This is a genomic window from Bacillus pumilus (assembly GCF_009937765.1).
Lineage (GTDB): Bacteria > Bacillota > Bacilli > Bacillales > Bacillaceae > Bacillus > Bacillus pumilus_O.
This window is the reverse complement of record NZ_CP047089.1, coordinates 2,650,687-2,670,564: the sequence shown is the minus strand read 5'-3', so window position 1 is coordinate 2,670,564 and position 19,878 is coordinate 2,650,687. Positions and strand designations below refer to the sequence as shown.

Genomic DNA, 19,878 nt, shown 5'->3' with positions numbered 1-19,878 from the left:
ACTTTCTATTTACACAGAAAAAAAGCCAATTTTCTTTTTTAATGAGAAAATTGGCTTTTGGTGTTTATTTAGCGTTTGACCACAAATGTTGTCACACTTTGAGCAGGGAGATGTGCCCAAAATTGATTTCCTGATATGTTTAAGTCAGTTCCAGGCTGAAGGTTACTGTTACTGCTTGTGACCCATCTTGACGCTTTCGAAGCAGTTCCATTTTGCATAACAAAGTGTTGATTGACTCCTGCATTGTTTTTGTTAATCGCGACAATGACGACCTGATTGTTTCCTTTATAGGCTGACACGAAAACATTCGGTTCAGGGCTTTTTGTTGCATCAACTCTGACGAATCCTGGACGCACAAACTTGGAGAAATGCGCCATATTGTATCCGCGCTTGCTAATCATTCCATCTTCTTTCATAGGACCGTATGATCTGCGGATGTACCACCACACATACGCCTGAAAGTCCCCTTCCACCATTGAATGGTGAATATGCTCTGATACCCCTAATGCCTCAGGCCAGCGGTCCGCAGAATTGTTATCGCTATTCGGGTAGTAGACCTCTGTCATCCACAGCTCTTTTCCCCCTCCTTTTTGTTTGAAAAGAGGATACGGAAGCTGGCTAATTTGGGTTCCGTACAGATGGGCTCCGAGAATGTCCATATTTCTAAGCGCCTGCGAATCGTTTAAGATAGGATCTGAGATATTCTTAAGGTATTGAAAGGATTCTGGTGCAATCACGCGTGCGTTAATGGAGCCGGCATTTTCTCTCATGAATCGCAGGATTTCCTGAGGTGTCCACCATGTCCATTCATGTGCATAATCAGGCTCGTTTTGTACAGAAATGGCATATAGATTGACGCCATTATTTTTCATGTATGTCACAAAATCATTCAAATGCTGAGCGTATGCGGCGTATTGATTGTATCTTAGCCGCTTTGCAGACGCACCATTACGGTTGAAAGTCTCCACCATATGGCTTGGAGGATTCCAAGGTGAAGCGATCACCAAAGCGCCGTGCTCTATCGCTCTTTTAGCGGTGGCGACTTCTCTGTGCCAATTATTTCTGTTCTCGTCTACATAAATCCGTAAAATGGAGAATCCTAACTGATTCTGCCCATTACCAAATGCGGTTTCCCTTTGAGGTCCGGTCAAATCACCAATCCAAGCCGGATGGTTCATTCCGCCAAAGCCGCGGATCATTTGTCTTTCCGCGTTGACATTAATATTCGCATCACTTGCCGCTGACACCTCAGTTACGCCGGGGCCTATGAACATGACAGACAGCATAGTGAAGCAGACCAATAAAGTGCAAATTGGTTTTTTGATTATGGACATCAAATTTTCCCACTCTCCCATCAACTAGTTTTGTTTATCTTTGAGTAAACTGCCAGGAATCAAATTGGAATAGGTTGGCACCATTTCCTTTGAAGACAAAAAATACGTTGTGTACTCCCGTTGCCCCGTTTACTGTTGTTTCTATTTCTCGCCAGTTTCCACCTGAGGAAGGGACATTGAGTGTTCCTACCATTCTGCCGTCTGGACTGCCAAGACGTACTTCAATTTGTCCGCCTGAGGCTGCTGCTACATTGGCTTTAAAGGTTCTGGCACCCCTAGAGCCGAAATCGACATTACTGACAGCCACCCAATCGCCATTTTGAATGTTTGTGACATGCTGGTTATTGACTGGCCCACCAGGTGCTGAGGAAGCCTCTGTTAAAATGCGTCCATTCCAAGCGAATGTTTCAGCTTCTACCCGCTGATATGGATTGAGGTTAGAAAGCTGTTTAACGCCTTCAAAATTGGCTGCGACCTCTCGAAGGGAGCCGTCCGCATTATGGACAAGCTTATTAATGTGGGGAGATCTGTAGCCTTTCCCTGCTCCGTATAAGGCAGAGCTCACCGTTTGCGTGTGATACACGACATACCATTCGTTTTTAAAATTGAACACCGCATGATGGTTGTTACCGCCGCCACCGAAAAATGAACCTGGATTTTTCAAGAAGTGTCCTTTATACGTAAAGGGCCCCATTGGACTTGAGCTCGTCATATAACCGATCTCGCCTGGCGGTTTATCTGCTGGGTGGGAGCCGCCAAAATTGATGCAATACGAATAGTAATAGGTACCGTTATACTTATGCATCCCTGAATCTTCAAACATAAAAGGAGCATCAATGGTTGATGCGCTGCCGGCCACACTTGTCATGTCAGGCCCTAGCTTCAGAACTCTTGCTGTTTTAGGATTGGCCCATTGCCCCTGTGTTGGATTTGAACCGCCTGGAACGCCTCCGCCGGCATATAGATAACCGGTCCCGTCATCATCTACAAATACAGCTGGATCAAACAGCCATACAACACCGGACATTCCTGGTGTATTTGGTGTGACGAGCGCTTTTCCGATAGGGTCTTTCCAAGGACCAATCGGACTATCCGCTGTCAAGACGCCAATCCCTCCGCCGCTGTTAGCAAAATAAAGGAAAAATTTATCCTTCCCATTGATCTTCTTCACCGCAGCCGCTGGAGCCCAAGAAGCGCCTGCCCATTTGGCAATCCCTTTCCCGCCATTTGCCCCATTTGCGCCTGCTACTGGAATCGCTCCGTGATCTGTCCAGTTCACCATATCTGCCGAAGAGATGACAAAGACCCTATTCAAATTCGCAAAAGAATTGTCCTTAATCGTTCCATTGCTTTGATATTCATAGTCATCACTCGACATATAAATGTACACTCTGCCGTTATAGGTGAGCGCAAACGGATCTGCTCCCAGGTGATGGTCTATGAGCGGATTTGCATTTCCTACTCGTTTTGCAATGGGGGTACTTGCTGCACTCGCATCATATACGGGTATACAGCTTAGTACCAAAGCTAGAATTAAAAAACATAAACCGCACTTCATCCTCTTTCTCATCGCATCATTTTCCTCCTGTTTTCATCTTCCTAATATTGGGGTTTACGCCCAATTTCAAATTATGTTGAAAGACGCTGATGAAGAATGAATACAAAGGATGATTTCTTAGGGGGAATCATTGCTGAAACAACTATGTAAACCCTTACTTTTAGACTAGGAGACAACTAAAAAATGCAGTTCTCCTTTTGGAACTGCATTTTCTTAGTTAATTTATGAGTGTTGATCACATATAACGAGCGGTCACCATCTTTTTTCTTGTGTAAAACTCCACTCCGTCTGTTCCATTGGCGTGCAAATCCCCGTAGAAAGAATCCTTCCAGCCGGAAAACGGGAAAAATGCCATTGGTGCGGGAACACCAATATTGACGCCGAGCATCCCTGCTTCGATGTTTTCGCGAAATTCTCTGATGCTTGATGCACTGTCTGTGTACAGGCAGGCACCGTTCGCAAATTTTGATTGATTAGACAGGTCGATCGCTTCTGCCAGTGAAGAGACACGTACAATTGATAAGACTGGGGCGAAAATCTCGTCCTGCCAAATTTTCATTTGATTTGTCACATGGTCAAAGATCGTTGGTCCAACGAAATACCCTTTTCCATTTGTTTCGTGATCTTTCCTGCCATCTCGAATGAGACTTGCGCCTTCTTCAATCCCTGACTGAATGTATTGAAGCGTTCGCTCCTTATGTTCCTCTCGAATGACTGGACCAAGAAAGACCTCTTCATTTATACCGTTTCCAATGACAAGTTCGTTCGATTCATCCACTAATTTTTGAATGAGATCATCTGCCACTTCTTCTTCCACTGCGACAACGGCCGCGGCCATGCAGCGCTCTCCTGCTGATCCAAAGGCAGCACCAATGATTTGTTTCGTTGCTGCGTCTAAATCTGCATCTTTAAGGACAATGGAGTGATTTTTTGCTCCTGCAAGTGCTTGGACACGTTTGCCATGCTCTGTGCCTTTTTTATAGACGTATTCTGCAACTGGCTGAGAGCCGACAAATGAAATGGCTTTGACCTTTTGGTGTTCAAGCAGACCATTGACGACATCATGAGCTCCATTGACAATGTTGAGAACCCCTTTTGGAAGACCTGCTTCTTCAAATAATTCGGCTAATCGTGCGGCAAGAATCGGCGTGCGCTCTGAAGGTTTTAAAACAAACGTATTTCCGCAGGCAATGGCAAGTGGGAACATCCAGCAAGGAACCATCATCGGAAAGTTAAATGGTGTAATTCCGCCGATGACGCCAATTGGATAGCGGTACATGCCAGATTCGAGTCCAGATGCGATATCTGGTAATTGTTTTCCCATCATTAAGGTTGGTGCACCAGCGGCAAATTCGACACATTCAATCCCGCGCTGCACTTCTCCTTTTGCTTCAGTGATGCTTTTTCCGTTTTCCATCGTTACGAGTTCAGCCAGCTCATCCCATTTGTCAACGAGTAACTGTTGGTATTTAAATAAAATGCGTGCACGGCGGGGAACGGGCGTTTTCGACCAAGTGGTAAAGGCTTCTTGCGCTGCCTGTACCGCACGTTCGACATCTTTTTTTGTTGAAAGCGGCACTTCTGCGATGATCTTGCCAGTAGCTGGGTTATATACTGCCTCTGTTTGACTAGTTTCTGCTTCAATCCATTGTCCGCCAATATAATTTTTCAACATTTGTACATCTGTTTTGGTCATGTTCCCTCTCTCCTTTTTATAAAAAAATGTGTCATGCTTATAGGATGTGTTTGATTGTCATTGTCTCATCTAACGGGCGTCCATCTGTATACACTCTTTGTCAAATATTATTGTCGTTTTGGTTTACGTTGTGATAAAAGCTTGCTCTAACGTGTGAAAGGCTGACGCCCATCCATTGGTTTGTGAGAAATGATTCCTGAATGCGATTCATTCATGGTGTATTTTTGATTAACTTTTGGTTAACTTTAGAAAAATCATAATATTAAAAACGCTTTCAGTCAATCCTCTATTTGCAGCATAAAAAAACCTGATGCGCATTGCATCAGGTAGGGGCTAGTTTATTTCTGTAAGTTGGTTGATGCGGCATATTGATTCGGATCTGCAAAATGCGGGAGCATCTCACTATGTGCTTCAATGAGTTCATCGCATAATTTGATGATGTCATCAATCGACAGTTCAGCACTTGTGTGTGGATCTAGTAATGCCGCTTGATAAACGTGTTCTTTTTTCCCGCTGATTGCTGCTTCGATGGTCATGAGCTGTGAACTGATATTGGTCCGGTTCAGTCCCGCCAGTTGTTCAGGAATCTCTCCGACATGGCATGGCATGATCCCGCTCCGGTCTGCAACACACGGCACTTCGACACACGCTTTTTCAGGCAGGTTGTGAATGAGGCCACCTGTGTTCAGCACATTCCCGGCAAATTTAAAGGGAACGTTCGTTTCAATCGCTTCAATGATACGTGAACCATATTCTTTTGAGCGAGTATGTGTGATCTGTGTATTGCTCACAAGGTCATGCTTCATGGAATTCCAGTTGTTGATTTGTTCCTCGCAGCGTCTCGGGTATTCATCTAGCGGAATGTTAAATTGACCGATCAATTCTGGGTACCGCGATTTGATAAAATAAGGGTGGTATTCGGCATTATGCTCTGAGGACTCTGTGACATAATAGCCGAATTTATCCATCAGCTCAAAACGTACCATATCATGATGCCGTGATTTTTGCTTTTCTTTCGCTCTTCTTTTGATGTCTGGATACAAATCTTTTCCGTCTCGTTTCACTTCTAATAACCACGCCATATGATTGATGCCAGCAATTTTTTCTTCAATTCCTTCATGATCCATTTCAAGTGATTCAAATAGATCCTTTGTACACACCTGCACGCTATGACAAAGACCCACCGTTTGAACCGGTGTGTAGCGCAGCATTGCACCTGTCAGTGTGGCCATTGGATTTGTGTAATTTAACAATAAAGCATTTGGGCAAACCTCTTCCATCTCCTTTGCAAGATCAAGCATCACAGGAAATGTTCGAAGGAAGCGGAAGATCCCGCCAATGCCAACCGTATCCGCAATCGTTTGTCTTAACCCATATTTTTTCGGAATCTCAAAATCAATCACTGTGCTTGGCCGGTAGCCTCCAACCTGGATGGCATTAATCACATATTTTGCATCCTTTAAGGCTTCTTTTCGGTTGTGATAGGACGTAATGGTCACATGTGCACCGTAGTTCTCTTTTAAATGGCGGAGCATCGTTTCTGATTCTTTCAGCCGTTTATGGTCGATATCATATAAAGCGAATTCAAAATCGCTTAGTGCGGGGACGAACAAACAATCTCCTAATATATTTTTAGCAAAGACGGTACTCCCTGCACCGATAAATGTAATTTTAGACATAGCTGACTCTCCTTTTTGCATCCATATATTGAACTACCCTTTGACAGAGCCTTGTGAAAGCCCTGCGATAAAATATTTTTGCAACAGTAAAAACATCATTACCATTGGCAGCATCGCAATGAGCGCAGCGGCACCAACGAGCTGTAACTGATGCTGATTTTGACCAAAAAAATGGGATAAGGCGACTGTGAGTGTATGCATCTCCTTATCTTGTAAAAAGAAGATGGCAAATTGATAGTCGTTCCAAATATACACACAGGCAATGATTAAAACCGAAGCGGTAATAGGTTTCAGAAGTGGGAAAACGATGGTGAAAAAAACCCTAAGTGTCCCCGCTCCATCAATACGGGCTGCTTCTTCAAGCTCCTTTGGAATGGTCGACCGGATAAAGCCTGCGTATAAGAAAATCGTTAGCGGCAAAAAAGCAGCAACATTATTTAAAATAGCGATTTGATAGGTGTTCATCATCCCGATTTGAACGACCATTTTATAGAGCGGGACAAGGGCTGTGAGTGGTGGAATGACCATAATAGCAATGAATAAAACATACACTGCTTTATTTAGCTTTGTGCTTCTCCTTGCGAGCGGATAGGCTGCAAGGGAACCAAGAAAGATGAGGCATACAGCAGAGCTGAATGTAATGATCACAGTATTCAAAAAGGACTGACCAAGCTGTGCCTCTGTCCATGCCGTGCGAAAGTTTTCAAGATGAAGCGCTTTTGGAAACAGCCACTTTGAACTAAAATCTCCTATTCCCTTGAATGATGTCGTCAGCAAGATATAAAATGGAATGAGATGAAGCACTGTCACCAAAAGGGCAAGGACGGTGTACCATCTCTTCTTACGTTTAAAGGTATTTTCCATCACATCTCGGTCTCCTTTCGTTTGAAATACATCAGCGCTGTGACACTAATGACAAGGATGATGACCGCCATGAAGACCCCTTGTGTTGCTGCATATCCTGCATCTTGACGTTTGAAATACAGATCATACATAAAGGTCGACATCGATTGTGAGGAATCTCCCGGTCCGCCGCCAGTAAGCGCCACAATCACATCAAAGAGCTTGAGCCCGCCAATGACATTTAGCACAACATTAATGGTGATAGACGGTAGAAGGAGAGGCAATGTAATTCGACTAAATTGCTGGAGGCTGGATGCGCCGTCTAATTGTGCGGCTTCATAATAATCCTTAGGAATGCTTTGCAGTCCTGCTAAATAAATGATCATCGCAATACCGACGAATTGATAGGTGTTGACGAGCATAATGATCCATGTGTTTAATTGCGGATTGCCAAGCGCATTCATTTGATCAAATCCAAAAAGCGTCACTACATCGTTTAAGGCACCGCCTTGGTAAGCAAACACGAAATACCAAATATAGCCCATCGCAATCGGACTAATCATGACAGGTAAATAGATGACTGTTCTTGTGATCGCTCTCATCTTTAAGCTTTGATTTAATAAAAGAGCATAACCAAGTCCGATGATATTTTGTAAGATGGTGCTCCCGATGCCGTATAGAAGCGTATTTTTAACAACAAGCCATGTCGTTGGGTCCTGAACCAGACGCTTATATTGATCAAGTCCAATCCACTCATAAGTTTGCGAAAACCCATTCCAATTCGTAAAAGATAGCTGAATGCCGTTCAAAAAAGGATAAATGATAAAGGTACTGACAACGAGAACAGCTGGCAAGTACATCCACCAAAGGGATGAATTCTGGTTTTTTTTCATTTTCTGCTTTGGTAAAGGGGAGAATGCGGCTGGCTGCTCTGCTTTTGTGATGTCATTCATTGGCTTCACTCCTGTTTCAGCATGAGCCTGCTATTGTTTTTTCAGACGCTTATATTCCTCTTCCATCTTCTTCGATAATTGTTCTGGTGTGATGGAGCCTGCTAATAATTCTTGCCCTGTTGTTGCCATGACCGCCCACATTCCGCTTGGTAAGTATTTTCGATCGAAATACGGTTCAATCTTCACCTGTTCGTATTGATCGTAAAAGGTAGAGTAATCGTTTTTCGCTTTCACTTGTTTTAAGGCTGCTTCAGATGAGGTACCTTCTGCGATTTTTTTCGCATTTTCAGGCTTTGCGAGAAAATCGATGAACTGTTTTGCTTCTTTTAAATGTTTGGAGTTTTTCCAGGCAGCGACTGTAAACCGTTCTCCTCCAATCCAGCTTTGCTTATCTCCTTTATGAATAGATGGAACAGGCATTGTGCCTACTTTGACCGATGGATTGAGTTCTGTCGCCTCAGGTCCTAAAGAACCTCCGACAAAGGTGAAGGCTATTTTGTTTTGTGCCATTAGTTCAGGTGCTTGAGAAAGTTTTGCTGTGAGGACATCTTTGTTTAAAAGATCTTGATCCTTCAGCTCCTTCATGAACTGTGCAAGTGGTGTATAGAGAGACCAATCAAATGATCCGTTCTCAAGTTCTTTTCCGTATTGATGGTTTGGACCCGTGATCAATAAAGGTGTGGCGAGTTCATCAAAGACTTGGGCGATATTTGAGTTGTCTCCTCCTGGTATCCAGAGCGGCACAACCTCTCCTTTGCTCTTTTCCTTAACGGTCAGCAAAGCCGATTTAAATTCATCGAGTGTTCTAGGAACCTCAATGTCATAGTCCTTTAATAGATTGGCATTAAAGCTAACCCCGTCTTTTGCTTGATTTAGGGGATACGCGTATACTTTGCCATCTTGGTCCTTTAAAATTTGATCGAGTGAAGGATCAAGTTTTTTCACCCAATTCATCTCTTTTAAATCAGCGACATACTCGCTATAGCGGAGTTTTGCCCAGCCATGTGTGTCAAACAGATCTGGCATATCATTTGCCCCCATTTTGACACGGATCGTATCTTCATAGCTGTTGCCTGGGAAGTTGGCATCGATTCGAAGATGTGGATGCTCTTTTTCAAACGCTCGAATCACCTCTTCAAACGCTTTTCTTTCCCCGCTATTGCTCATCGTCGAAAAGAGCGTCAGGGTGACCTTTCCGTTTGCTTCGGACGTACCATTATTGCCACAAGCAGACAAAAGAATGGTTAAGACAAAGACCGCAGTCAGCAGCATGATTTTTTTATTCATGGTTTCCTCCTTTTGATCACTGAAAATTCAGACGATAATCGGTAGAATTCATGCAGTTGCTGAAACAAAAGAAGTCTATTATACTGGAATTCTATTCTTTTCAAAGAGATAAGAGAGCATACCGGTAGGCTGCCTTGTTCTTCGCATGATCTGGCCATCGTGCGAAGCAGCTTGCTTTCTGCTTTTTTGTCTCTTTTTTGTTTGCTGAAATCGCGGGTTCACCCCCTTTCATGGACGAGACATGTGCTGCCCCGTTCGATGAGTTTTGTTGGCACGACGACTTTTAGAGGAAGCTTTCTGCCGTTTATTCTCTCAAGCAAAAGCTTCAGACCGACTTCCCCCATTTCTTCTGTATATACTTTGACGGTTGTAAGTGGCGGACTTGAAAATGAAGCCGCTTCAATGTCATTAAACCCAACGATGGATACGTCTGAAGGTACACGTAGACCGGCTTCGTTGAGCGCACGCATTGCACCGATCGCCATTGAATCACTTCCGATAAAAAAGGCTTGTGGCAGGTTCCCCTTTTTAATGGCCTGCTGCATGAGCGTATAGCCTTCTTGCATGGAGTATTCCCCGATATGGATGTCATCCAGATGAAGACCACCTGCTTCTTGCATTCTTTTCATAAACGTCGTTTGTCTTTCGTCCTCAATCACAGCATTCCCTTCGAAATAATGCTCTCGCTCCTTTCCACCAATATAGCCTAAATGTGTATAGCCAAGCGATTGCAAATGGCGAATGGCTCGATCTGCCGCTCTGACAAAATCAACATGTACACAATCATACAAATCCTCATCCGCATAATGATTGATAAAAACAATGTGTTCCATTCGATTTGTCATTTTTTCAACCGTATCTGGACTGATTCGGCCAATGACGATCAAACCATCAATATCCTTTAGCATCGCCCCTTGATCCATGCTTCTTAGGCGAAAGGTATGGAGGGTGGACAGCCCTTGTTTGGCATATTCTTTTTCAATTCCTTTTCGAATCGATGAGAAAAAGGGATCATTTAATTCTTCGTCAATGGATTGAGCGACAACGATACCGATGATTGGGGATTCAGATGGGCTTTTTTCCTCTGCTTGATCGGCTTTTCTTGCTCTCACTGGGGTATAGTTTAACTTCTTTGCAATGTCGAGGATGTTTTGTCTTGTTGCGTGAGAAACGGCAAGGGTTTGATCGCCATTTAACACACGGGATACAGTAGAAACGGACACTTTTGCATTATGAGCAATATCTTTGAGTGTGGTCATAGGCAAACTCCTCTTGGTTTTTGACTAAATGTTTACTAAAGATATTTGAAGGATACCATGTTGGTAAAGCGCTTTCAAGTGTGAATTCATGATTTTTTCCTTTGTTTTTTGATTATGTTTTGGTTACAAGTGATATTTTAGTAAAATTGCGTAAAAAAAGAGGATTGTTTCATCCTCTTTTACTAATGTGATTCAATTGATGCTGTTTCTTTTGAAAACAATTGCTTCATTGTCTCCCAAGCCGTATCGAGTTGCTGGTGAAGTCCGAATAAACCTGAGTTGCCGATAATATAGATCTCATTTCCAGCCTCAGCAAGCTGCCGGAACGTGTGCTCATTACAGGAGCCGTCTACTTCAATTGAAAATGAGTATCCTTTCTTCTCTTTTACCTCTTTCACCTGTTTAATTTTCTGTAGCATTTCTTTAATAAAAGGCTGTCCTGCAAAGCCTGGATCAATCGTCATGATCGTCACTCGGTCTATTAAATGTAGATAGGAATCTAACACTGCAATTGGTGTGGCGGGATTTAAGACAAAGCCAACCTCGCAGTCTCTTTGATGGATATGCCGAATGATCCTAAAAACGTCTCTTTGCACGACCTCTGGGTGTAAGCAGACCATGCTTGCGCCTGCATCAATGCAGGCATCAATTAAAAATTCTTGGGGGGATTCAGCCATAAGATGCACATCAATTGGTTTGTCTGTCAATTTTCGGAGCTGTTCTATGAAAAAAGGTGATAAGGTGATATTTTTCACGTAATGACCATCCATGACATCGACATGATATCGATCTGCTCTTGTGTTGAGAATATGAATATGTTCGCGGAAGTGCGTTAAATCCATGCACATCAGTGACGGTGAAAAAATGGCTGACATTCTGAGAATCCTCCTTTTTACAGCTGAAATACAAACTTGATCAATCCAATCAAGATTCCGATGATACCAAAGTCTGTATCTCCAAAAGTTGTCCCTTCAAAACCAAGGGTTCCTAACACAGGCAATAAACAAGCAGGTAAAAAGGAAAGGATCAACCCATTCACAAATGCCCCAGCGATAGCACCTCTCACCCCTCCTGTTGCATTACCATACACTCCTGCTGTAGCGCCGCAAAAAAAGTGCGGGACAAGACCAGGAACAATGACAGTTAAACCAAACAATGGTAAAAGGAAAATAGACACGATGCCTCCTGCAAAGCTGCATAAAAAACCGATAATGACTGCATTTGGAGCAAATGGAAAAACGGTTGGTGCGTCAAGTGCCGGTTTTGCCCCTTTCACAAAACGATCAGCAATTCCTTTGAAAGCAGGCACGATTTCACCAATTGCCATCCGCACCCCGGCTAAAATAATGTAAACACCAGCAGCAAAGGTAATCGCTTGAATGAGAATGAAGACAGCGAAGTTTGTGCCACCACTCATTTGTTCTATAAAAGATATTCCAGCAAACGGTGCAATTGCAAAGAAGAGCAAAGCCATCGTGATTGAAATGGCCACAGATGTATCTCGTAGAAAACCGAGTGATTTAGGCACTTGAATGGTTTCTGTTGATCTTTCTGGACGACCGATCCATTTTCCGATCATTCCCGCTGTAAAATAACCGAAGGTACTGAAGTGTCCAAGCGCTAGATCATCGCTTCCAGTGACTTTCCTTGTGAATGGCTGAAGAATAGCGGGTGCAATGACCATAGCTGTCCCTAATATGATTGAACCGGCGGTGACAAGAAACGATCCCTCCATTCCCGCTGTCGATAGAACGACTGCGAGCATAGCAGCCATATACAAGGTATGGTGTCCTGTTAAAAAAACATATTTAAAGGGGGTGAATTTTGCCAATAGCAAATTGACCAGCATGCCAAAAATCATAATGAGAGCTGTCTGTGTCCCGAATTCTTTTTGAGCAATAGCTGCCATGGCATCTGTATTTGGCACAACCCCTTGAATGTGAAATGCTGCTTCAAACATTTTTCGGAAAACCCCAAGTGAATCAGACACGACTGTGGCGCCTGCTCCTAATATGACAAATCCCATGGTTGTTTTTAAGGTACCTGACACGGTATCTGCAGCTGATTTTTTCTGCAAAAGTAAACCAGCCAGCGCAAACAAACCAATGAGAATGGCCGGTGTACCCAATATATCGTTCATGATCAGTTCTATCATGATGTGAATCCCCCTTTTTCGTGGCTTATATGTGTTTGCGAAGGACGTCTTTAATGGCTTCCTGGTCTAACAAGTTATGTAATCCAGCAACCTGTCTTATGCCGTCATCCAGCTGATCGATAATGTCAGTGGCTCCAATATATAGATCAGCCAGTTCATTTTTACTTGTGCTGAGATCGGTATGATCCACTTCAGCTACAAGCCCTAACTCTTCTAATGCTTTTTTGACATTCATTTCTACGATAAAGCTGCTTCCTAATCCGTTTCCGCACACAACAAGAATTTTTTTCATTCTCTTTTTCCTCCTTTATTGTTGTGAAAATTGATCAACTAGTTTTTGCACCGATGTTAAATCCTTTGCTTCAATCAGTTGTTTCCTCCGTTTTTCATCACTTAACAGCATGGTCAGTTGTTTGAGTGCTTTCAGGTGAGTGATACTGTCAATGGCTGCTAGCACAATAATGAGACGAACCTGTTTTTTTTCATCCTTAGAGAAAAAAACAGGCTGTTCGAATGTCATGAGTGACATGCTTAATTCGTTGACGCCGTCCTCTGGTCTGGCATGTGGAATGGCTACCTGTGGTGCAATGACAATATAAGGTCCATTTTGATCAACGGATTGAATCATGGCCTCCACATAACTTTTCTGAACGGCGTTTTGATCGAGTAAAGGCTGCGCTGCTTTTGTGATGGCCTCTTGCCACGTTTCTGCTGTTTGTTGGAGATTAATCGTGTTTTCTGTTAATAAATCGTTTAACACTGGTTTCCACCCTTTCTGATGGGATACATATGCGGGATGAAGTAGCTCTTTCAGATCTCGAAGCAGTGCTTTTTCATTTTTTACGATGGTATGCTGTTGAATGGTGTTGAATAAAGCGTTTACATTCTTCTCATCAAACCTGGTTTCTGCACCTTCTCCATATTGAAGTAAGGTTTTTTTCTCATAGGAAGTAAGGATGGGATGAACGAGATGAACTGGCTTTCCTTTAAACGATATAGGTGTTGTGGACACAACAAAGTCGACATCAATTGATGACATTTCTTCATATGAGCGCTTTGATAATAGATCACGCACTTCGATATAACCGATTAATTCGATAAGCTGTGTTTTCAACATGTGACTTGTGCCAATTCCTTCCCCGCAAACAATGTATGCAGAACGACGCACAATTGGCGAAATCCCTTCTCTTCTCATCCAACCACCAAAATGCATCGCTACGTAAGCCATTTCATGCTCACTTATCTTGGAGCAGGTCGCCTTTTCTAAATGGCATACGACCTTTTGAGTGATGTCAAACACCTCTGGCTGTGTTTTTTTAATAGATTCTGTTAATTCATTGTTGATATCAATGTGATAGATAAGTCTGTAATAGGCAGGGATGAGATGCATGGTTAAGTTTTGCTCCAAGGCTTCGTACTCTTCAAAGGAGATACATGCATACCGCTGAAAATCAAAAATCATTTGTCGAGCAATGGTGCGAATGAGATGCTCCTCTGGATTTTGACTTGATGGAAGCTTTTGTTTCTTGGCGCTGAGCCATAGCGTGCTAAGAAAATAGATTTCATCATCATGAACATGAAGACCCGTTTCTTTTTGAATTCGTGCCATAAACCGAATCGCCGCCAAGCATTCATCAGTTTCCTGTAATGTACGCTTTTCTTCGTTTGAAAGGTGTATATCACGTCCTAGCTTCATCCGCTTAAAGTAGAAAAAGAGATCCAAAGACAGCTGATCCAGCATGTCATCAGCAAACTCGAGCTTAAGCTCTTGTTCTGACTGCTCGAGGAGATGTTTTAACCTGTTATATGAAATGGGCCCCTTTAACCAAAAAGATGAAAACGCTTTTTCGTTTTTTATCATGGTGCGAATGGAATGAATATAAGGTTTCAGAGCCAATCGAATCGCTCTTTCTTCTCCTGAAATCAAATAGCCACAGGCTGCCTGATAGTGAAGCGTGAGCTGCTGCTTTGAAAGTGCTTCTTTTAGCTGTTTCATATCTTCAAGCAGTGTATTTCTGCTCACTTTGGTGAGCTTCATCAAGTCATCTATTTTTAGATATTTCTCATTGCATGCAATCGATAAGAGCAGGATCGCTCTTCTTTCCTTTACACATGGTTCGTAATCGTGACCGACAAGAATCGTGTCAGCTTTTTGAATAATGACTTCTTTTTCATGTGGGTGTAAGTAGTAGCCAAGTTGATCTTTTCGCTGAACGCCACTAAGCTGATGCGTTTCCAGCCAGCTATTCATGCGTTTGATTTCAGAGTAGACGGTTCGAGTAGAGACATTCAGTCGATTCTGTAAATCTTCTATTGATAGATAAGATGTCGTATGAAGCAGCATAGATAGCAAAGTAGTGCCCCTTTTGGTTAAGTACAGTTGGAATTCCTCCTTTCTTCCCCTTTGGTTATAAGTCTAATCAACTCACATGCGTGAAAGAAGCCCAAATGTTTTCAGCAAATGCTGTGCAGTAATTGTGTGCTCTTCTCATAAGATAAACACACCATTTAAGTGTGCTTTCAGGCTTTTATACAAAGAGACCTTTCTCTTCTTTTACGTGTTTGAGGACCAATAAACACAAAAAACCTTGAATGGTATAAAGCCAATCAAGGTTTTTTTCACTTCTTATCATCTTTTATTTTTCCTATATGTGATGCTCAAAATTATTTTTTGTTTAAACTAAATCCAAAATCCAAATAGTCTTCAAATGAAATACAAATACACCAATCACCTTCTAATGATATAAAGTAGTGGTGCTGCGGGATATCTAAAAAATAGACTAGTAACTCTTCTAAATGTCTTAATTCAAACTGGTAACCAAACTCTGTAAGGTTATCCCCTATGTAAATTACTTGTAAGTTATTAGCTAAATATCTTTCTTTTAATTCAGTTATAAATAGAAGAGCATCAGAAAGTAACGATGCATGATTTGAGCTCTTACTATGATGTTTATTGGTTTGTAACCAATCTATTTTTGAACCAGCAAAATCGAATTTTTGTTCTATTAAATCTAAAAAAATTTTTGGTTTTTTATTTACTTTGACATATTTAAGAAGATCTTTTAATCCCAAATCCTTTATTAGATCTTCATCATAAGAATTCAATAAAATTACCCCCTTTATCTAAAATATATGTTTTTAATGGCTTTCTTGTCAAAATCCGTTGGAATCGCTGTTTCGGCATTTTGTTGCAATCATTTCAGTGTACAATGCCATTGTAGTTTGCTGATCCGTCTCTGACAAAGCATATTTCGTTTGCAAATGAAAATGCTTTTTTCATCAATTGCTTACCTATCCCCTTTTGGCGAAAATCGTTTATAACAAACAAATCATTTAAAATGAACGCATCCCCCTTCTAAACAGAGCAGCATTCTCTATGTATTATTAGAGGATGATTTTCTGTTTATTGTACCAACTTCATTCTCTTATGAAGAAGTTAAGCTGTTAAAGTGGCTTGTTGATTAGTCTTTTATATAAATGTCCTGCTATTTCATTGTTTAACATCTATACTTCTGCAAAGGAATTTCTGATCTATATCAAAGAAAAAGATGTAAAGTATCCCCCTCATTCAAATAAACTCACTATAAAAGATGTGAGCGCTTACTTTTACTGGTCTTTATCATACGATGAGTCCCCATCCCCCTTTTGGTCGGTTTTTTCTCAATTTGAAGTCCAATAACACAAAAAAACTTGAAAGGCATTAAGCCGATCAAAGTTTTTTTGCGTAATCTCATTAAAAATGAACTAATTTGAAGTCATTTTTGAAAGAAAGTCTTGAAGAACTACTTTTACTGGTGAATTCGTAGTAGTAGCCACTTCATGATTTACACGTTCTAAAATTTGAGGATGCTTCAATATCAATTTCTTGCCTTCTTCAATTGGGAAACTTCTCAAAGTATCAATACAAATCTCAAATAATTCGTTATCATTAGTATTCAACAAATCTATTAAAATATTTAACTCATATTCATTGCACTCATTATCCAGACAATAAGCGATTTTACGCTGCCACTCTATTGGTTTATTAAGTACCTGATTTGATAGTTCTTCCCAGTCGTTTAGGCTAAAATCAGAGATTATCTCACTAGCAATCAAACACCCGTCATCATACCATGAATCTACTGTTGTATCAGCAGATAAAAGATTATCTAATTCTCTAAATATATTGAATCCCCTAATTATGAAATTACTCTGAGAACACATTCGAGTACCTACAGCCCCAAAAATTGATCATAAACGAGTAAAACTGAAGAAACTAGCGATGTTAATTTGTTAGTAATTAAGTATCTACTATTTTATTTCCACCAGTTGGATGTAATTTCTTTCAAATGAAATTCTATAAAATCAATCACTTTGGTATAGTCATCCGAGTTGAATTCATCAATAGGATTGTCCCAATCTGTATTTTTAACTATTAGAACAAGGTAGTTACCATCAGAAGATATATCGGGATACCAACCTAAATCCAATGTTATTGATGATTTTTCATGATAAAGTTGTAATAAACTTTCAGTGAACATAAACCATCTATCATCTTCTGTTTCTAACTTTTTAGGGTCAATTTCCCTAAAATTATTATAACGTACAATCCAACCTTCAGTTATTCTTAAAGGATGAATGTTGAATACAGGGACTCCGAGTTTTATATTCCTTCTCATTTTCCTCCAACTTATTCATAAATTTGATAGTAATTTAAGTCCCAATTTATTATTTAGACTATAAATTATCAATTAGATTAATTATATTGTCTTTAATCATTCTACTAATTAATTCCTTAGTTGCTCAACTATTTTCAGAGGTTGCTTTTGTCAATTGGCCAATCTATATTTTTCAATTACCTTCCTTAACACCTCGCTAATAGGTTTCTTATCCTGAGGATACTCTGTAATGTACGTGTTACAGGCTTGCTCAAGATAATAGTAGAATGTTTGATAATCAACAATAACCTCATCATCATGAAGTGCAAATAGTACTCCATGAAAGGGCTCCTCGTCGGGTTCCAGATCATTTGGAAATGTGCAATCAACATCGTTAATTCCATAACCTACTCCCGTAGATAAATGCTGAACCATATTTACAAAGCTATCATCAGTAATGGCATTAAAAAAAGCCACCACAGGAAAATGTTCTTCTCTTAACATTTGAGTTTCTAAAATTTTTTTTAACATACTATCTGAATCCCCCCACCTATAATTCAGGATAAAACGAGGTCACTGCCCCATCCTTATCTGTATAACCTCTCCATTTTATACCTTGTCCATCATAACCTTCCCATTCTCTCCCTAAAACACCTTTTGAAGAAGCATTATTTACAGCTTCTTTTCCTCGTTTAATAAAATCTTCATCAGAAATTAACTTAGGATCATAAACAGTTTTATCAAATGGCTTTGCCTTCCATCCAATTTTTTGACCTGTTTTAGCATCTAAAGAAGGAACTTGGTAAGTTATTTTTTCCACTCCTGGCAAAGCATCATGCTTCTTAACATTTAATATATTTACATCATTTTTCATAAATTCATCTTTGTTATGCGCCCCACCAATTCCTCTTCTCCTTGGAACATTGGTATCAACTTTTCTTATATGATCTTCTAAGCTAGATGAGTACTTAACTTTTTCCCTACCCATAATTCCCATCTTCCCCCGAAAGCCTTTCGCCCCAAACGGTAAAAGCATTCCCAGCGCGGCATTCATACTGGCTTCCTGCTGTTCCTTCGAGATCTTGTTTCCAAACATGTCTCGGCCTGTGATTGCTTCGCTGAAGCCGTTGGTGGCGGTGAGACCATATAAACCTTTTTGCGATGTTTTTAAGGCGTCAAAAGATTTTTGCGATGTCTTGTAAATGTCGACTGCTTTGACTGCGGCTGAGGTGGCTTGGGTCGTTTTATAGACGGCTTTTCCCCCTTTGAAAATGCGCCCTGCCCAGCCGACGATTGGGATATATCCTGCGGCTGCCATGCCGCCTGCGGCGACGCGCTGTCCTGCGGTAAGTTCTTCGCCTGTGATCGGGTCAACGCCTGTTGCGGCGCGTTTTGCATCGTTCACGCCTGTCAGTTCATTCACGATATTCCCGCCATAATCGAGGGCTTTTTCATACCAAGGACGATTTGCGAGTGCTTCTTGTTCTTTTGCAATCTCTCGGGCTTCCTGTTGTTCTTTTTTAATGTTGAGATATTCGGAAGTTTGCTTTTCAATATCGCTTTTTGCTTTGTAGATTTCGCTATTTTGATACGCTTTCTTGTCAAAATTCATTGGAGAAATCGCTTTTCCATCATTTGTGGCATTCATCATTTCTGCGTACAATGCCATTGTAGCTTGCTGCTCCGTTTCTGACAAAGCATATTCATCTTTTAAATTTTGATCAAGCTCTCTTAGATCTTTTACTGTCTTTTTTCGCTCGTCTTCCGCATCTGCAATTTTTTCATCAAAGGTTTGACTATCAAATACTTCTAGTGAAAGGAGGTCGTCGATGTCTTGAAAAATGGTTTTAAGCGCCTTTTTTTGATCCTTTACAATGCTTTTGGCATTTTTGATGCCCATATGTACAGCGTTGTCTAAAAAGTGTTCTTCTACAAAGGTATCGCCGCCAAAGTTTGTATCATCTAGTGTCCCAGAAACACCTTCATGAAAGGCTTTTTGCTTATCGATGAAGCTGATAAACATGTCTACATTTCCAGCCAGCTCTTTATAGAAACTTTTAATGTTATCGGCACCTTTCCCAGTGAAGTCATCACCGAGGTTGGCAACACCTTGTAATGCTTTTTTTAAATTGACCATTTGTTCGCGGAGTTCCTGGTAGTGTTTTGACCTTGTATCCATGGCACTGGTTAGTGCTTTTGCATCAAGTATCTTCCCCAGCAGAATTCACTCCTTCCTATTCATTGACAAGGTCAATTTTACCAATACAAAGTTTGTCATTAAATAGGAATTAAGATACAAAAACAATACTTATTATGTAAATGAACAATGTTTCAATTGAAAAGCAAACTATAGAATTCATTAGTTCCACTTTTGTCATAACAATTATAATGTAGTTTTTAGAACAATCTTTTAAATAGAACATTTTTTGAGCTACTCCATTATAAAAAAGTGTTATAAAGCACTTCCATGGTAAGGA

18 protein-coding genes are annotated in these 19,878 nt (G+C 41.0%); all 18 read right to left on the bottom strand.

Annotation, left to right across the window (positions count from 1 at the left end; genetic code table 11):
• Positions 1 to 68 precede the first annotated feature (68 nt).
• Positions 69 to 1,337, bottom strand: a complete 1,269-nt coding sequence (gene xynC, locus GPS65_RS13035; RefSeq protein WP_041815581.1) for a glucuronoarabinoxylan endo-1,4-beta-xylanase XynC — start codon at positions 1,335 to 1,337, stop codon at positions 69 to 71.
• Between the two features lie 31 nt (positions 1,338 to 1,368).
• The gene (locus tag GPS65_RS13030; protein ID WP_012010147.1) at positions 1,369 to 2,904 is read right to left on the bottom strand and encodes a glycoside hydrolase family 43 protein; all 1,536 of its coding nucleotides are present in this window, start codon (positions 2,902 to 2,904) and stop codon (positions 1,369 to 1,371) included.
• 223 nt (positions 2,905 to 3,127) lie between these two features.
• On the bottom strand, positions 3,128 to 4,588 hold the full coding sequence (locus GPS65_RS13025; protein ID WP_012010148.1) for a CoA-acylating methylmalonate-semialdehyde dehydrogenase: 1,461 nt from the start codon (positions 4,586 to 4,588) through the stop codon (positions 3,128 to 3,130).
• A gap of 338 nt (positions 4,589 to 4,926) precedes the next feature.
• Positions 4,927 to 6,267, bottom strand: coding sequence for an alpha-glucosidase/alpha-galactosidase (melA, locus tag GPS65_RS13020; protein ID WP_012010149.1), 1,341 nt, complete (start codon positions 6,265 to 6,267; stop codon positions 4,927 to 4,929).
• 33 nt (positions 6,268 to 6,300) lie between these two features.
• A complete protein-coding gene (locus GPS65_RS13015) occupies positions 6,301 to 7,131 on the bottom strand; it encodes a carbohydrate ABC transporter permease (RefSeq protein ID WP_012010150.1) in 831 nt (276 codons plus the stop codon).
• The gene (locus GPS65_RS13010) at positions 7,131 to 8,063 is read right to left on the bottom strand and encodes a carbohydrate ABC transporter permease (RefSeq protein WP_012010151.1); all 933 of its coding nucleotides are present in this window, start codon (positions 8,061 to 8,063) and stop codon (positions 7,131 to 7,133) included. Before GPS65_RS13010 ends, GPS65_RS13015 begins: the two co-directional genes overlap by 1 nt.
• A 30-nt stretch (positions 8,064 to 8,093) precedes the next feature.
• Positions 8,094 to 9,350 (bottom strand): ABC transporter substrate-binding protein, encoded by a 1,257-nt coding sequence (locus GPS65_RS13005; RefSeq protein ID WP_012010152.1) that lies wholly within the window; start codon positions 9,348 to 9,350, stop codon positions 8,094 to 8,096.
• A gap of 218 nt (positions 9,351 to 9,568) precedes the next feature.
• Positions 9,569 to 10,609 (bottom strand): LacI family DNA-binding transcriptional regulator, encoded by a 1,041-nt coding sequence (locus GPS65_RS13000; protein WP_012010153.1) that lies wholly within the window; start codon positions 10,607 to 10,609, stop codon positions 9,569 to 9,571.
• Positions 10,610 to 10,791: 182 nt separating this feature from the next.
• On the bottom strand, positions 10,792 to 11,484 hold the full coding sequence (gene alsE / locus GPS65_RS12995; RefSeq protein ID WP_012010154.1) for a D-allulose 6-phosphate 3-epimerase: 693 nt from the start codon (positions 11,482 to 11,484) through the stop codon (positions 10,792 to 10,794).
• A gap of 17 nt (positions 11,485 to 11,501) precedes the next feature.
• Positions 11,502 to 12,764, bottom strand: coding sequence for a PTS ascorbate transporter subunit IIC (locus tag GPS65_RS12990; protein WP_012010155.1), 1,263 nt, complete (start codon positions 12,762 to 12,764; stop codon positions 11,502 to 11,504).
• 25 nt (positions 12,765 to 12,789) lie between these two features.
• Positions 12,790 to 13,056 carry a PTS sugar transporter subunit IIB gene (locus tag GPS65_RS12985; protein WP_012010156.1) on the bottom strand — a complete coding sequence of 89 codons (267 nt, stop codon included), beginning with the start codon at positions 13,054 to 13,056 and terminating at the stop codon, positions 12,790 to 12,792.
• 15 nt (positions 13,057 to 13,071) lie between these two features.
• On the bottom strand, positions 13,072 to 15,117 hold the full coding sequence (locus tag GPS65_RS12980) for a BglG family transcription antiterminator (protein ID WP_338014778.1): 2,046 nt from the start codon (positions 15,115 to 15,117) through the stop codon (positions 13,072 to 13,074).
• Positions 15,118 to 15,428: 311 nt separating this feature from the next.
• Complete coding sequence (locus GPS65_RS12975) at positions 15,429 to 15,869, bottom strand: hypothetical protein (RefSeq protein ID WP_012010158.1); 441 nt, start codon at positions 15,867 to 15,869, stop codon at positions 15,429 to 15,431.
• Between the two features lie 94 nt (positions 15,870 to 15,963).
• Entirely contained in the window at positions 15,964 to 16,092 is a 129-nt protein-coding gene (locus GPS65_RS19480; RefSeq protein ID WP_224925431.1) for a GNAT family N-acetyltransferase, read from the bottom strand.
• 416 nt (positions 16,093 to 16,508) lie between these two features.
• Complete coding sequence (locus GPS65_RS12965) at positions 16,509 to 16,967, bottom strand: hypothetical protein (protein ID WP_012010160.1); 459 nt, start codon at positions 16,965 to 16,967, stop codon at positions 16,509 to 16,511.
• A gap of 92 nt (positions 16,968 to 17,059) precedes the next feature.
• Positions 17,060 to 17,422, bottom strand: a complete 363-nt coding sequence (locus GPS65_RS12960; protein ID WP_119124961.1) for a hypothetical protein — start codon at positions 17,420 to 17,422, stop codon at positions 17,060 to 17,062.
• A 150-nt stretch (positions 17,423 to 17,572) separates the two neighbouring features.
• The gene (gene cdiI / locus GPS65_RS12955; protein WP_119124962.1) at positions 17,573 to 17,932 is read right to left on the bottom strand and encodes a ribonuclease toxin immunity protein CdiI; all 360 of its coding nucleotides are present in this window, start codon (positions 17,930 to 17,932) and stop codon (positions 17,573 to 17,575) included.
• Between the two features lie 19 nt (positions 17,933 to 17,951).
• Positions 17,952 to 19,580, bottom strand: a complete 1,629-nt coding sequence (locus tag GPS65_RS12950) for a T7SS effector LXG polymorphic toxin (RefSeq protein WP_202914150.1) — start codon at positions 19,578 to 19,580, stop codon at positions 17,952 to 17,954.
• Positions 19,581 to 19,878 lie beyond the last annotated feature (298 nt).